Raw genomic sequence first — 13,994 nt, 5'->3', positions numbered from 1 at the left:
GATCACTGGCCCTCGAAACTCTGCGTTCCGGCGAGCAGCGGACCGAACAGGAAGAGGAAGAGCAGTGGCTGCCCCATGGTGAAGAGGAGGCCGAGGGGTTCGCGCAACACGGGGACGAACTCGCGGGAGAACACGGTCGAGGTGTCACGGAGGAAGAGTCGTACGCTCACGGGGGTGACCTTTCTTGCCGGTGGGGGAGGGGCATGCCGCCGATGGCCAGGTGTCGCGCGGGGCGTGGCCGTTCAGTGCGGGGCCGGTCAGTGCGAGGGGGCGGCGCCGACGCTCAGGCGTCGTGCGGGGCGGTCCCATGGTTCTCGTCGCTCTCGCGCAGGCTGCGGCCGGTCAGCGCGAGGAACACGTCGTCCAGCGTGGGCCGGGCGGTCTCCGCGGTGGCGACCTTCACCCCCGAGACCTCCAGGGAGCGCAGGTACTCCGGCAGTGCCCTGCCCGCGTGGGGCACCCGCAGCCGTACCGTCCTCCCATCGACGGTGACCGCGTCCGATCCCGCGATCCGCGCGGCGACCTCGGCGGCCCTCGCCGCCCCCGGCTCGTCGTGGACGGTGACCGTGACGCGGTCACCGGCCAGCTCGCCCTTCAACTGCTCGGCGGTTCCGTCGGCGATGATCCGGCCGTGGTCGATGACCACCACCCGTTCGGCCATGGTGTCGGCCTCCTCCAGGTAGTGAGTGGTCAGGAAGAGGGTCGTGCCGTGTTCCTCGCGCAACCGCAGGATGTGCTCCCAGATGTTGGCGCGGCTCTGCGGGTCGAGGCCGGTCGAGGGCTCGTCCAGGAACAGCAGGCCGGGCCGGTGGATGAGGCCCAGGGCGATGTCGAGACGGCGGCGCTGGCCGCCGGAGAGGGTGCCGGGCCTCCGGGTGGCCAGCGCTTCCAGGTCCAGCAGGCCGAGGACCTCGTCGGCCCGCCGCCGCGCCTCGGCCCGCCGCAGCCCGTAGCAGCGCGCCTGGGTCACCAGCTCGTCGCGGACGCGGAAGTTCTCGCCCGCGCTGCTCTTCTGGCCGACGTAGCCGATGCGGGCGCGGACCCCGGCCGGATCCGACACGACATCGCGGCCCGCCACGGTCGCGGTTCCCGACGTCGGCGGGAGCAGGGAGGTCAGCATGCGCAGGCTGGTGGACTTCCCCGCGCCGTTCGGACCGAGGAAGGCCACCAACTGACCCGCCTCCACATCGATGTCGAGACCGCGCACGGCGTCGACGCCTCCTTTTCCGACCTTGAATCGCCGGGTCAGCCCTCGGGCATGGATCATCGTCCCCTCCTCGGGGTGGTCGGTTGGTGGCATGCCGAGGAAACCCCTGGTCGGGGGTCCGGCTGGAGATGATTCATCTTTACCCACGCGATCCGGATCAGGCAAACGTGAAACGTACGTTCACATTTGCTCTGACCTGCGAAAACTCGCGCTCCCTCGGATCGGTGCAAGGTCCTTTCCGTCACCCGCCCGAACCGGGTTCCCCACGCTGACCTGGGCTTTTCCGAATCCGGCTGAAGCAATGAAAAACAGTGCGAAATTCCCGTTCCGCCGCGGGAAGCCGGGCCTCGGTGACGCCCCCTGAGCCGCCGGAACGCGAGAGAGCCCCAGGCGCCGGATCGGCGCCCAGGGCTCCGCTACGCTCCTGGGAAAAGGTGCTGGTCAGGTTCCCTCGGCATGCGCGGGGGCGTGGATCTGACGGGGGACGGCCGAGGCGCCGCGGCGGCGCCGGAGCAGGGCGTCGATCGCCCAGGAGCCGGGGCCGAGCACGGCGATGATCAGGAACGACCAGCAGAACAGCGCCGCGAGCTCGCCGCCGTTGCGCAACGGCATGAAGTCCTGCGGCAGGTGCACCACGAAGTACGCGTAGGCCATCGAGCCTGACGCGAGCGTCGCGTTGACACGAGTGAGGAACCCGGCGAGGACGAGCCCACCGCAGACCACCTGGATGAGTGCGGCCCACCAGCCGGGCCAGACGCCGAACGCGAGGGCCTGGCCGGTGCCGCGGTTGCCGCCGAAGACGCCGAACATCGACGCCAGGCCGTGGCACAGGAAGAGAAGACTTGTCACGATGCGGAAGAGCGAGAGCACCGGCCCGTTGAATCGGTTGATCTGCATGGAATCACCCCTGATTTTCATGGCGCCGCGTATCCGTTGTTTCCACACGGCATCGCCGGGCCACATTCCACCCTCGCTCCGTACGGTTCGATGACACGACGGCCCGTGTCCTTGTTTAACCCTTTGTCAAGGTTGAGTGTCATGGTAGATCGTCACAGGCGTGATGTCTGGAGTCGGCGATCAGTACTGATCGGTAAAGAGTGAGTTAAGTACGAAAATCGCAGCTGAACCGAATAGATCGCCTTTTAGCGACACATGTTCTACTTAACTATTTAATGTACGTTTCAACCACACAGCTGATTGGCGCGTTCCATGCGCGGTCGTGACTCGTCACCTGCGTACCCGGGACACGGAGGTTGTGGACGTCGCCCGAACCGCGCCCCCTATCGACAGGCGGATTCCAGTATTCGTCGTACCACGCCGGCCGGATACTAAGGTGCCGCGCAGTGTGCAGGTGGTGGACGACGTGCCGCGTACCCGGTCATGAATGAGCCGCAGGCTCCGCAGGAGGCGTGATGAGCGTGCAGATGAGGGTCCTGTCGGTGCTGCTGCGCGGGCTGTACAAGCCGCGCATGGCCACCGCCGAGCGGGCCCGCAAGGCGATCAACGCAGTCAAGGCCGATCCGGCTCCCCCGGCCCGGGCGGCCGCACGGCACCGGGTGCACCGGCGCAGCCTGGAGGGGTTCGACTGCTACACCGTGATCCCGCGCTCGGCCCCGGCCCCGGCCAAAGCGGTGATCTACCTGCACGGCGGCGCCTACATCGATGAGATCACCAAAGAGCACTGGAGCTTCATCTTCGCACTCGCCGATGCCGGGATGCGGGTGGAGGTGCCCATCTACGGACTGGCTCCCCGGCACACCTACCGCGAAGCCTTTCCTTTCCTCACCGCTGTCTACCGCGACCTGCTACAGACCTGCGAGGCGGAGGCTGTCTTCCTCGCCGGAGACTCGGCCGGAGGCGGTCTGGCGCTGGCCCTGGCGCAGGACCTGGCCGCCTCCGCGCTGCCCCGGCCCGGCAGACTGATCCTGCTGTCACCGTGGTTGGACATCACCATGTCCCACCCCGACATCCCCGTCGTCGAACGGCGCGATCCATGGCTCAGCAGCGTCGGCCTGATCGAGGCCGGGCGTGCCTGGGCCGCGGGGGACGATCCGCGCGACCCGCGGCTGAGCCCCGTCCACGGTGATCTGACCGGCCTGCCGCCGGTCGAGCTCTTCGTGGGCACGCACGACGTGCTCTATCCCGACGCCCTGCTCCTGCGGGAGCGCGCCCCGCACGACGTGCAGGTGAACCTGCACGTCGTGCGGGGAGCCTTTCATGTCTACGTCCTGACCCCGGTCCCCGAGGGCCGCCACGCCATCGCGACGATCGCGCAGATCCTGCAGAAGAGTTGATCGCGGCTCCGCAGCGATCGAAGCGACGGCCGGCGTCACACGCGCTAACGGCAACCCGCTACGAATCCTGCCACGACAGGGCCAGGGTGGTGTGGTGCTTGCGGAGGAGCAGGCCGCCGCGCGGAGGGTCACCCAGGTAGGCATCGATACGGAGTCCGGTCGTCATGGGGCGGTCCGCCATGTCCCACGCCTGGACGTGAGCGACCAGCTCGCCCGCGAGCCGCAGCCGGTCCGGCCCGTGGCCGCGAGCGATCAGGGTGCCGTCCGGCGACGGCTCCAGCATGCAGAGGTTGTCGCGCTCGACGATCCCGACGGCCATCCGGAACCCGGTCAGGTCGAGCGGGGGCGAGGCCAGCCAGCCGGGTCGCGCCTCCGACATGGTGCACCAGCGGGGCTCGTGCACCGCCAGCCAGAGGCTCAGCCCGTCGAGGAGCTGGGAGAAGCCGACGCTGATCTCGGTGGAGAGCTCGACCACGGGTCCGTCGAGCGCCGCCAGCACATCACCGATCTCGCTCGCCTCGGGCAGCGAGATCGTCAGGTCGGACTCGCGGTCCAGTACCAGCGTCGTCTCGGGACCCGCGAAGGGGCCGCGCATCCGCATGAACCCGCAGGGCAGCACCGAGCGGCTCGTCCAGTGCCCGTCCGCTCGCTCCATCGCCACCGAGCGCTGCACCCCCCGCAGGTCCAGCGGGGCCACGAGACGCCCGCCGGGCCCGAGTTGCTCAAGCCAGGCCGGTGCCAGGTCCCACACGCCGACGGTGGCGATCACCCGGTCGTAGGGCGCCCCCGGCGGGAATCCCTCGGATCCGTCGGCGCACACCAGCCTCACCTCGGGGTGTCCCGCGACCGCCAGGTGCTCCCCGGCGAGCGTGACCAGCTCGGGGTCGATGTCGACGCTCACGACCTGGCCCTCCGGCCCCACCAGATGGGCGAGGAGCGCGGCGTTGTAGCCGGTTCCGGTGCCGATCTCCAGCACGCGCTGCCCCGGCTCCACCCCGAGCTGGTCCAGCATCAGAGCCATGATCGCCGGCTGCGAGGAGGAACTGATCGGGCGGCCGTCCGCGTCGCGCTTGGTCACGATGGCGTCGTCCTGGTAGACGGTCTGCGCGGGAAGCTCGGGCAGGAACACGTGCCGTGGCACCGTCCGCAACGCATCGGCCACGACCTGGCTGATCCCCCGGGTACGTACCCGCGAGACCAGTTCCTCCCGTAACGCGTGCCACCCAGCCATCGTCGACCTCCGTGCCGTATGCGTATGTGGCGGCCTGAGTTATATGCCCCGGCGAGCGGAAAATGTCGCTGTGCCGGATGTCGTATGGAAAAACGGATCCTGAGGGCCGTGACGGTACCCCGCATGCGAGGGCCACGCAACGCCCGCGCGGGCAGGAAATCCCTCTGCCCGATTGACAGGGAATGTTAGGGAGCGGCTCTAATATCTCAGCATGAACAGCGATTTCGACTTCCTGCACGGTACCTGGGACATAGACAACCGCAGGCTCCTCAAACCGCTGAGCGGAGGCGATGAGTGGGAGGAGTTTCCCAGCGTCGCCGTCTGCCGCGGTTTCTTCGACGGCGCGGGCGTCTTCGACGAGATCACCTTCCCCACGAAGGGCTTCAAGGGGGTGTCGATACGGACTTTTGACGTCAAACGTGAACTGTGGGCGATCTACTGGATCAACAGCGAGACCGGAGTTCTGCACAATCCCGTCTTCGGCACGTTCGCCGATGGGAAGGGCGTGTTCCACGGCGACGAAACCCACGAGGGTACGCCCGTCCGGATGCGGTACACGTGGTCGGAGATCACGCCGACCTCGGCCCTGTGGGAGCAGGCGTTCTCCGCGGACGGGGAGAAGACCTGGGAGACCAACTGGACGATGAGGCACACCCGCCGCGCGTGACACGGCATGGGTGAAGGGGTGGGTGGAGGACGGTATCGGCAGCCCTCCACCCTCGGCCCCGGGAGCGTGGACCGCTGTCCGGCGTTCGGGGGACGGAGCCGGACAGCCACGACCCTATGCGTCAGCCGATCCGGCGTCTGCGTAGAAATACACCCCTGCCGCGGGCGGATCGTGGTGACCGGGAACCCCTATGCCCACTCGGCCAGGATCGCGGCCTCCTTCTCCGGATCGATGCCGTGCCCGCGGAACGCGCGCTCTGCCGGCGGGACGTCACGCAGCCACGCCCAGGTGTCGCGTACGGTCTCGGCGACCGGGCGGCAGGTCAGCCCGGCCGCGATGGCCTTCGCCGAGGAGGACAACCAGACCCCGGCGAACTCGGGGCCGTCGGGAGTCCAGACCGGGAACTCGGTCCACGGCGACACCTTCCGATCGAGCAGGAAGCGGTCGTCGACCCAGACGAACTCGGCGTCCGAACCGGTCACCGCGCGGCACTCGGCCAGCCAGTCACCGTAGGTGGTGTTGCCGCGCACCCCGCCGGTGAGGAAGCGGTCCGCCGTCCCGGCCTCGGCGTGGGTGAGGACGAACGCGGCGATGTCGCGGACGTCGATGACCTGCATCGCCCGGTCCGGGTCACCCGGGGCCAGCACCCGCCCGCCCCGGGAGATCCGGTCCAGCCACCAGGGCAGGCGGCCCACGTTCTCGTACGGGCCCAGGATGAGACCCGGCTGGATGATCAGTACGTTGCCGTCGAAGCCCTCCTCCACCGCCCGCTCGCAGCCCGCCTTGAGCATGCCGTAGTGACCGTCCTCGGGACCCGCGTCCGGCGCGCACTCGAAGAGCGGTGAGCTCTCGTCGCACTCCCGCTCGGGGAAGTCGGAGAGAGCCGAGATGCTGGAGATGTACGCGTAGCTGCCCGCCCGGCCGGCGAGCCTCCGCACCGACTCGCCGACGACCCTCGGGACCTGCCCGTGGACATCGATGACGGCGTCCCACTCCCGGCCCGCCACCAGGCGATCCAGGTCCTCCGGCACCTCACGGTCGCCCCTGACCGCCTCCACGCCCGGCAGGTCGACCCCGTTGCGACCCCGGTTGAACGTCGTGACCTCGTGCCCGCGCCGCAGCGCCTCCTGGGTGATCGCCCGGCCCAGGAAAACCGAACCACCCATGATCAGAATCCTCATAGCGCCTCATTCTTGGCGCCCGGCGGATACGGGACCACAGGCTTTCACCCGTAGCGCAAGCCATCCGCTCACAGCGGACGGCTCGCGATCGGGTGATGCTCCAGCAGGTGCACCCGGGCGGTGCCGATGTCGAAGTACATGCCGACCAGCTCCAGGTGCCCGGCGCGGAACAGCCGGTCCACCTGCGGGTAGGTCCGGAGGTTCTCCAGTTGCTGGATCACGTTGACCCGGCAGAGGCGGTCCAGCGGGCCCTCGTCGTCGCCGGCGCTCTCACCAGCGATGAACCGTGCCAGGGTGTGGTTGCCGTGGCGTAGCCAGCGGCCCAGCGCCGGCAGACCCGCCGCCTTCTCACCCCCGCTGAGCAGGGCGGTCATCGCCCCGCACCCCGAGTGTCCGCAGACCGTGATGGTGCGGACGTTGAGCGCGTCCGTCGCGTACTCGATCGTCGCGGCCACCGAGTCGTCCGCCGGCACGGAACCCAGCCGGGGCACCAGGTTGCCGAGGTTGCGGAGGGTGAACAGGTCTCCCGGGCCGCTGGCGGTGATCAGGTTCGGCACGATACGGGAGTCCGCGCAGGTGATGAAGAGATGCGAGGGCTCCTGCCCGCGGGCCATCCCGTGCAGGAGGGGACGGACCAGCGGTGCCGTGCGCTGGTGGAACTCCCGTGCCCCGGCCAGCAGGTCGGGCACGGCGGGACTGCCGCCGCGGGGCGTGTGCCGGGTGGCGACCAGCGGATGGCGGGTCGAGCGCCGCCCGCTCCGCCGGTGGGACCAGGGCAGCCACCAACGGTCGGGTGCCAGGGGCGGGGTCTTGGCGGGGAACATCCGGGCGCCGCTGGCCGCCATGGCATACCACTCGTCGTGGATCTCGTCGATGTCCACGCTCCCGCCGCCGCGCTCGTGCTCGTGCCGCCAGTCGTGGATGGCCTCAAAGGCCGCGTTGTCCATGAAGTCGATGTTCAGGTCGAGGTCGACCGAGGCGCCGGCCGGGATGGCCCGCAACTCCGAGGTGAGCGTGGGCACCCCCAGGAAGGTCAGCGAGCCGCCGATCACCACGTGCCAGCGGCCGTCCGGCTCGGCGGTGGCCCGCACGGTCACCCGGGTGAGGCGGCGCAGCGCGAACAGCGCGGCGAGGCCGAGGCCGACCAGCACTCCCTCGGCGAGGCCGAGCAGCACCACCCCGGCCATCGTGACGACGTACACCGGCACCTCGCTGTGGCCGCGCAGGTTACGCAGATGCCCCATGTTGACCATCTGCACGCCGATGAAGACCAGCAGCGCGGCCAGTGCCTCCATCGGGATCAGGGCGATCATCCACCCCAGACCGACCGCGAACAGCAGGATCCACACGCCGTGCAGGATCGTGGACCAGCGGCTGCGCGCCCCTGCCCTGACGTTGGTGGTGCTGCGGACGATGACCCCGGCCACGGGCAGGCCGCCCAGCGAGCCGGTCACCATGTTGGCCACGCCCTGGCCGATGAGCTCCCTGTCGAGGTCGGAGCGCCTGCCCTCGTGCAGCTTGTCGACGGCCACCGCGCAGAGCAGCGACTCCACCCCGGCCAGCAGCGCCACGATGAGCACCGCGGCGATGATCCCGTGCCAGTCACCCGTGGGCCAGAGCGGGGTGGCCCAGGAGTCCAGGCTGGCGGACAGGTCGATCCGGGTGACCTCCCAGCCGAGCGCCCAGGCGGTCACCGAGGCGGCGAGCAGGGCCGCCAGCGGCGCGGGGAAAACCCGCAGCCGTGCCGGCAGACGGGTCCAGGCGACCAGGACCGTGATGGTCAGCAGGCCGACGAAGACCGCGTGCGTGTGGTTGTGGATGATCTGCTGGGGCAGCTCGATCAGGTTCTCGATCGCGGAGCGCTGCGGGTTCCCGCCGAGCACCACGTGCAGCTGGGCGAGGGCGATCACCACGCCCACCCCGGCGAGCATGCCGTGCACCACGGCGGGCGAGACCGCCAGCGCCGAGCGGGCGACCCGGCAGACGCCCAGCAGCAGCTGCAGGACGCCCGCGAGTAAGGTGATCATGCAGGTGGCCCGCCAGCCGTATCGCATCACCAGATCGGCGACCACCAGGGACAGCCCCGCGGCGGGCCCGCTCACCTGGACGACGGAGCCGCCCAGCAGGCCCGCCACCACGCCGCCCACCACACCGGCGATGAGTCCCGCCGCCAGTGGTGCTCCCGAGGCGACCGCGATGCCCAGTGAGAGGGGCAGTGCCACCAGGAAGACCACCAGGGATGCGGGTAGGTCGTACCGCAGCACGGAGGCGATGCGACCCACCGTAAACAAACCGTCGCTCTTCGTGTCCGTCTCCATGTGCAGACCCTACGGGGCCGCGCCTCATCGGCCGGGCGTTTACCGTGGGCTTTTACGGAGGACGGGGAGAATCAGCGGTAATAGTCGGGGTAGTCGGGCTCCTGGGTTGCCCGATGGTGGTTGCCCCGCGAGCCGTCCCGGCCTCGTCCCTCGGCGGGAGCGGTCGCGGTCTCGGGGGCGGTGCCGTAGAGCTCGCCGTAGCTTGGCCAGCTCGCGCCGTCGCTCCCGTTGGGAGTGCCGGGCTCCGGCCACGCGACCGGGCTGGCCGGGGTGGCGGGCTGGGGTTCGTAGCCGTACCCGCCGGTCGTCCCGCCCCGCGGGTCGGCCGGGCGGTCCTGGGCGGGGGGGAAGGCCCGGGAGGGGCCGGTGGAGGCGGAGATCGCCGGGCTCGGACCGGTGATCGCGTCGTCGTCGATGGTGGCCCAGCCCGAGCTGACCTCGTACGAGCCCGCGGGCGGAGCGCCGTAGACCGGCGTCTGGTACGAGGAGTAGGACGGGGCCGGGTCGTCGAGGATGTCGGCGGTGTTCGCCGCCGGCCAGCCACCCGACGTCGGGCTCGTGGCCTGTGCCCACGGGTTGTCCGTCAGGTTGCTCTTGGGTGGCTGCGCCGGGGTGCGGTAGGAAGCCGCGAGCGGGTCGGGCGCGGGCGTGGCGGGGAAGCCGCCGCTGGTCGTGGGACCCATGGGGGGCATCGAGGCGGGCGGTCCACCGTTGCCCGGACGGGCACCGGACGAGCCGCTGCCGCTGGGCCGGGAACTCGCGCCGCGGCGAGGGTACGGGCCACCGAGCGGGTCGTTCAGCGGGTCGGGCCGGGAGGGGGCGCCGTTGCCCTGGACGGGCTGGGGCGACGGCTGCGAGGGTGTCCGGTTCCCGCCGCGGCGAGAACTCGCCCGCGAGGGACGGGCGTCACCGAAGGCGCCGGGAGTGGGAGCCGCGAACGTCACGGTCCGCTGCTCGGCGAGTGACGCCGCGGTGGGAGCGGGGTTCGGCTGGACCGGGGCGATGAGGTCGTCGAGGCCGGAGGGCAGCGAGGCGGAGGCGACGGCCGGCTCGGGAGCCGGCCTGGCCGGTCGGGGAGCGGGGGGTTGCGGGGCGCCGCGGGACGGCTGGGGCCTGGTCGGGAGCGGTGCCTGCGCTGTCGTCGCGTCGGCCTCGACCTGCTGGTTCTCCTTGTCGACGGGACGGCTCGCGCCCATCTGAGCTGCCAAGGGCCCTCCGAAACCGCCCTCGTCAGCCTGGAGCCGTGTCCAGTAGTCGTCGTCGTAGTCGTCCACCTGGCCGAACTCGTTCAGCCCGCGCTTGCCCCGGGAGCTCGGCGGCCGCGGCTGGCGTGGCGGCTTCGGCTCGTCGAACGGTGTCAGGTCGGGGGTGAAGTGGTTCATCTTTGGTTCTCTGGTGGCGAAGTCGTCGCTGGACATGGTCGGAGTCAGCGCCTCCTTCTCCGCCATCTCCCGCAGACGTTCCGCGGGGAGCGCGCTCTCCCTGCGGTTCATCGACCGCATTCCCAGTGCCACGACGACGAGCACGAGGAGCACGACGGCGACCAGGCTTACTACGACCGCGATCATTGCACCACCCTCAAGGCCATGGCCTTACAGCGGCGCCGGTGAGGTCGCGCGGCCATCGACGCGACCTTCCCCCATGCATCACCTGCGCTTGGACATTGGATCTGATTGTGTCGGACCACTATGAGCGTTGTCACACCCTAAGTGAAGAATTGGTAACCATTACTACCTCCGGTGTTTGGCCAGTCACTCGATGTGCGCCGCGGTGAGCCGTCCCCAGGCGATCGTCTTGTCCGCGATGCTCCTCAAGGTCTGGTCAAGGGAGGCTCCCTTGCGAAGATCGACCTTGCCGTCGAGCGCGTAGACAGTGAAACGATAGTTCTCCTGGACGCCGCACGGGGGGCTATAGCCCACCTTGCCGTTCGTCGTGCTTCCCTCCACGGCTCCCACCGGGACGCCGCCCTCAGGTAGTTCGTTGGTGCGGGGGTCGATGTCGAAAACGACCCAGTGCACCTCGCCGCCTGTCCGGGAGTTGCTGTCCGCCACGATCGCGACGGACTTCGTGCCCTCGGGCACGCGAGACCAGCGCAACGGGGGATTACCGGCCGAACCCTTGCATGAATAGTCGGACGGCAGGGGGCCGCCGTCTCTGACCCGGGGGCTGGAGACGCTGATCGGCTCCAGCTGAGATCTCTCCGTCGAGGCCATGCCGCTAGCCATCCCACAACCCGAGGACGCGACGACGAGCGCCGCGGCGATCGCCATTCCCGAGATGAGCCGCGGGCGGCGCGTAGACATGTTTGGCTGCCCCATGCCCGATGATGCTACGCGGGTCTGGAAGATGCGCAGACCGGATCGCGAGGTTCCGTGGGGGGGAAAAGGCCGAAAAACGGGCAAAATCGAGGGACGGAAGGGGCGAGAGTTAACATCAAACTGGTTTCGCCGTCCCCTGACCGTCGCTCGCCGGTCATGTCCCGCGGTTTCCGGCGGCCGTGACGCCTGGAACCTCTGCGACGGCTGGAGCGCCCGTGGCGGCTGTGCCCCCGAGACGCCCCTCCAGTGGGCCGCCCCGCCCCTGCCGGATCCAGCCGGACCGGTTTCCTAGGCCCCGGCGGAAACTTCGTGCAGCGGCCTGTCTGGAGCCTCTCGGGGAGAGCCGCCCCGAAGTACGCCCAACGCGGCGAGGCATCGCTCGGCCGCGCTGGGCGGAGAGGACCCAGGGGCACTCAGGGGGCACTTCAGAGGCAGGGCGCTAGACGCGGCTGCGGAACGCGCGGATCGCCAGAGGGGCGAAGACCACGGCGAAACCGGCGGCCCAGAGCAGCGAGAAGAGCGCGGCCCTGGTGACGTCGCCGCCGATGAGCAGGCCGCGGATGGCGTCCGCCAGGTGCGTGACGGGGTTGAGGTCGGACCAGGTCTTCAGCCAGGACGGGAAGGTGGCGGAGGGCACTAGGGCGCTGCTGGTGAAGGTCAGCGGCATCATCGTGGAGAAGGCGATCATCTGCACCTTCTCGGGACTGGAGGCCTTCAACCCGATCAGCACCGACATCCAGGACATGGCCAGGGCGACCACGACCAGCAGCGCCAGGGCACCCAGCAATCCGAAGAAACTGGTGGTGACCCGGAAACCCAGCACCATGCCGAAGCCGACCAGCAGGGCGAAGGCCCACACCTGCTTGGCGGTGTCGGCGATGATGCGCCCGGACAGGGGCGCGGTGCGGGCGATGGGCAGGCTCCGCAGCCGGTCGAAGACGCCCTTGGTGATGTCGGTGTTGAGGCCGATAGCGGTGGAGAGCGTGTAGAACAGGGCGTTCTGCACGAGCAGGCCGGGCAGGGCGAACTGCAGGTAGTCGCCAGTGGATCCGGAGATGGCGCCGCCGAAGACGTAGGTGAACAGCAGCAGGAACATGATGGGCTGGATGCTCAGATCCAGCAGCTCCCACGGGTTGTGCTTGATCTGAACCAGGCTGCGCCAGGCCAGTGTCATGGTTTGCTGCAGAGTTGCCAGGGGAGTGACGCGCTTGGCGGCCATCTGCGGGATGGTCGTCGTCAGTGTGGTCATCGGTTACTTCCAGCGTGGATACCCCCGCCTGCGGGCGGGGGAGGAAACGCGGCACTGTGCTGCGCTTCTGGGCGGGTGGTGTAGCCATAGCCGTCGGCTCGTTGGAGCAGGCGAACATGGCGGTGGTGGATGCCCTGCACGAGGCCGTGCCGGGTGCGGATGTTGAACCTGCCGGTGGAGCGGACCGCGACCCGTCCCGTGTGCGTCCCGGTTTTGGTGCCGGCCGGGACGATGGCGCGGACCAGGTCGCCGGTCTGATAGCCGTGGTGGCGTTTGGTTCGAGGTAGTGCCAGCCGGGGGAATCCGTAGCGGTCGCTGCGGGTGCGGCGATAAGTACCGCGCCCGGTCGCTGCGACCACCAGGACCGCGGACGGCCAACCGGTCACGGTGTTGAGGTGGCCGACGTGCAGGGCGTCGAGGGTGTGGGATTTCGCGGCGCCGGTGCGGGACCGGTTCCATTTCGTGCGCCCGCCGGACGCGACGGCGACCGGTAGGCCGGTGGCCTTCAGTGCCCGCCACAGTGCCCACCGGGTGGCGTTCACGGCGGCGGCGTCCCGCAGGGGGGTCTTGACCTGCCGCAGCACCTTCGCCAGCACCTTCGGCCTGTCGGCCAGGAACTCCTCGACCAAGGTGGCGGCCTTGGCCTGGTTGCACGGTATGCATGCCACGACGAGGTTGCTGAGACGGTCGGAACCGCCTCGGCTGCGCGGGTGGAGGTGGTCGAGGTTCAGCGGTACGCCGCGGGCGCCGCAGTAGGCGCACGCCCGCCCCCACCTGGCCAGCAGGTACTCGCGGACCTCGTACCCGGCGAGGGTGCCCTGCTGGTATTCCACTCCTTCGAGCGGTCGTCCGGCCGACAGGGCGTGGGTGTCGAAGGAGACCCGCTCCACGTGCACGGCGGTGACGGGCGCCCACCGGGTCAGCCGCGCCACCCACGACACGGTGCCGTCTACGCGGTGTCGCAGCGACGGCGCCAGCCACCCCTGCGGTTTCGTGCGGTTGTTGAAGCGGGGGGTGCGGTAGCGCAGGTTCCGCGACCGGCGCCCCCGGCGTAGAGCGGCGCGGGCGGTGAGCCTGTCGCGGATCTGCCCGCTCCGGTGGTCGAGCTGAACGCCGTACAGGCCGATGCGGTCGGCGCGGCCGGTGCGGAACACCGCGATGCCGGTGTGTTTGCTGCCGGGGTCGATGCCGACCTGCACACCCTGGACGACGGAGTCGGCCACGGTGCGGTCGCGCAGGCGGATGACGAACGGGGTGTGGCGCACCACCACTGCCCGGCCCGCTGCCAGCAGGCGGCGTGCACGAGCCGGGTGGCACGGGTCAAGCGGGTGGCTGTGCACGTCCAGGACGAACACGGCCGGGTGAACCTCACGGTTCGCTCCCTCGGACGCTTCAGCGCCCTTGGGGTGACGCCGGTCAGATGGTGCGGCCTGGCCGGTCTCCCCTCGCCCAGGTTGAACACCCGTTGCCTTGCGGCGTCCATGTCCCGTTTCGTCCCGACCCTGCGGGGTGTCTGCTGACGTGGATTC

General features: G+C 69.8%; 12 protein-coding genes. 2 read left to right on the top strand and 10 right to left on the bottom strand.

Features of this window, described 5'->3' with window-relative positions; genetic code table 11:
• Nucleotides 1-2 precede the first annotated feature (2 nt).
• The 3 genes from ACWD3H_RS07030 to ACWD3H_RS07020 form a co-directional block, all read right to left on the bottom strand.
• Nucleotides 3-170: a hypothetical protein gene (locus ACWD3H_RS07030; RefSeq protein WP_451954348.1), complete on the bottom strand. Its 168-nt coding sequence runs from the start codon at nt 168-170 to the stop codon at nt 3-5.
• A gap of 113 nt (nt 171-283) precedes the next feature.
• Nucleotides 284-1,267, bottom strand: coding sequence for an ATP-binding cassette domain-containing protein (locus ACWD3H_RS07025; protein WP_451954347.1), 984 nt, complete (start codon nt 1,265-1,267; stop codon nt 284-286).
• Nucleotides 1,268-1,648: 381 nt separating this feature from the next.
• Nucleotides 1,649-2,104, bottom strand: a complete 456-nt coding sequence (locus ACWD3H_RS07020) for a DoxX family protein (RefSeq protein WP_355568817.1) — start codon at nt 2,102-2,104, stop codon at nt 1,649-1,651.
• Nucleotides 2,105-2,619: 515 nt separating this feature from the next.
• On the opposite strand from ACWD3H_RS07020, the gene ACWD3H_RS07015 reads away from it, so the two are divergent.
• Nucleotides 2,620-3,501 (top strand): alpha/beta hydrolase fold domain-containing protein, encoded by an 882-nt coding sequence (locus tag ACWD3H_RS07015; RefSeq protein WP_451954346.1) that lies wholly within the window; start codon nt 2,620-2,622, stop codon nt 3,499-3,501.
• A 58-nt stretch (nt 3,502-3,559) separates the two neighbouring features.
• On the opposite strand, the gene fxlM is transcribed toward ACWD3H_RS07015, so the two are convergent.
• Entirely contained in the window at nt 3,560-4,732 is a 1,173-nt protein-coding gene (fxlM, locus tag ACWD3H_RS07010) for a methyltransferase, FxLD system (RefSeq protein WP_451954345.1), read from the bottom strand.
• 211 nt (nt 4,733-4,943) lie between these two features.
• Between fxlM and ACWD3H_RS07005 the strand changes: the two genes are divergently transcribed.
• Nucleotides 4,944-5,399, top strand: a complete 456-nt coding sequence (locus ACWD3H_RS07005) for a hypothetical protein (RefSeq protein ID WP_355560874.1) — start codon at nt 4,944-4,946, stop codon at nt 5,397-5,399.
• A 188-nt stretch (nt 5,400-5,587) separates the two neighbouring features.
• On the opposite strand, the gene ACWD3H_RS07000 is transcribed toward ACWD3H_RS07005, so the two are convergent.
• The 6 genes from ACWD3H_RS07000 to iscB all read right to left on the bottom strand — a co-directional run bounded on the left by ACWD3H_RS07000 (nt 5,588) and on the right by iscB (nt 13,820).
• Nucleotides 5,588-6,580 (bottom strand): NAD-dependent epimerase/dehydratase family protein, encoded by a 993-nt coding sequence (locus ACWD3H_RS07000; protein ID WP_451954344.1) that lies wholly within the window; start codon nt 6,578-6,580, stop codon nt 5,588-5,590.
• A gap of 68 nt (nt 6,581-6,648) precedes the next feature.
• Nucleotides 6,649-8,898, bottom strand: a complete 2,250-nt coding sequence (locus tag ACWD3H_RS06995; protein WP_451954343.1) for a SulP family inorganic anion transporter — start codon at nt 8,896-8,898, stop codon at nt 6,649-6,651.
• A gap of 71 nt (nt 8,899-8,969) precedes the next feature.
• Complete coding sequence (locus tag ACWD3H_RS06990) at nt 8,970-10,466, bottom strand: hypothetical protein (RefSeq protein ID WP_451954342.1); 1,497 nt, start codon at nt 10,464-10,466, stop codon at nt 8,970-8,972.
• Nucleotides 10,467-10,649: 183 nt separating this feature from the next.
• Nucleotides 10,650-11,201, bottom strand: a complete 552-nt coding sequence (locus tag ACWD3H_RS06985; RefSeq protein ID WP_350917483.1) for a YbhB/YbcL family Raf kinase inhibitor-like protein — start codon at nt 11,199-11,201, stop codon at nt 10,650-10,652.
• 454 nt (nt 11,202-11,655) lie between these two features.
• Nucleotides 11,656-12,465: an ABC transporter permease gene (locus tag ACWD3H_RS06980; RefSeq protein ID WP_350917480.1), complete on the bottom strand. Its 810-nt coding sequence runs from the start codon at nt 12,463-12,465 to the stop codon at nt 11,656-11,658.
• Nucleotides 12,462-13,820: an RNA-guided endonuclease IscB gene (gene iscB / locus ACWD3H_RS06975; protein WP_451954341.1), complete on the bottom strand. Its 1,359-nt coding sequence runs from the start codon at nt 13,818-13,820 to the stop codon at nt 12,462-12,464. The genes ACWD3H_RS06980 and iscB overlap by 4 nt, the downstream gene beginning before the upstream one ends.
• Nucleotides 13,821-13,994 lie beyond the last annotated feature (174 nt).

It is taken from the genome of Streptosporangium sp. NPDC002607 (genome assembly GCF_053592655.1).
Note: the sequence above shows the minus strand (reverse complement) of the source record. Positions and strands in the feature narration are given on the sequence as shown.

Excerpts from the sequence above, each read along its gene's own strand:
- ACWD3H_RS07025 (WP_451954347.1), bottom strand. The coding sequence starts at position 1,267 with ATGATCCATGCCCGAGGGCTGACCCGGCGATTCAAGGTCGGAAAAGGA.
- ACWD3H_RS07020 (WP_355568817.1), bottom strand. The coding sequence starts at position 2,104 with ATGCAGATCAACCGATTCAACGGGCCGGTGCTCTCGCTCTTCCGCATC.
- ACWD3H_RS07015 (WP_451954346.1), top strand. The coding sequence starts at position 2,620 with ATGAGCGTGCAGATGAGGGTCCTGTCGGTGCTGCTGCGCGGGCTGTAC.
- fxlM (WP_451954345.1), bottom strand. The coding sequence starts at position 4,732 with ATGGCTGGGTGGCACGCGTTACGGGAGGAACTGGTCTCGCGGGTACGT.
- ACWD3H_RS07005 (WP_355560874.1), top strand. The coding sequence starts at position 4,944 with ATGAACAGCGATTTCGACTTCCTGCACGGTACCTGGGACATAGACAAC.
- ACWD3H_RS07000 (WP_451954344.1), bottom strand. The coding sequence starts at position 6,580 with ATGAGGATTCTGATCATGGGTGGTTCGGTTTTCCTGGGCCGGGCGATC.
- ACWD3H_RS06995 (WP_451954343.1), bottom strand. The coding sequence starts at position 8,898 with ATGGAGACGGACACGAAGAGCGACGGTTTGTTTACGGTGGGTCGCATC.
- ACWD3H_RS06990 (WP_451954342.1), bottom strand. The coding sequence starts at position 10,466 with ATGATCGCGGTCGTAGTAAGCCTGGTCGCCGTCGTGCTCCTCGTGCTC.
- ACWD3H_RS06985 (WP_350917483.1), bottom strand. The coding sequence starts at position 11,201 with ATGTCTACGCGCCGCCCGCGGCTCATCTCGGGAATGGCGATCGCCGCG.
- ACWD3H_RS06980 (WP_350917480.1), bottom strand. The coding sequence starts at position 12,465 with ATGACCACACTGACGACGACCATCCCGCAGATGGCCGCCAAGCGCGTC.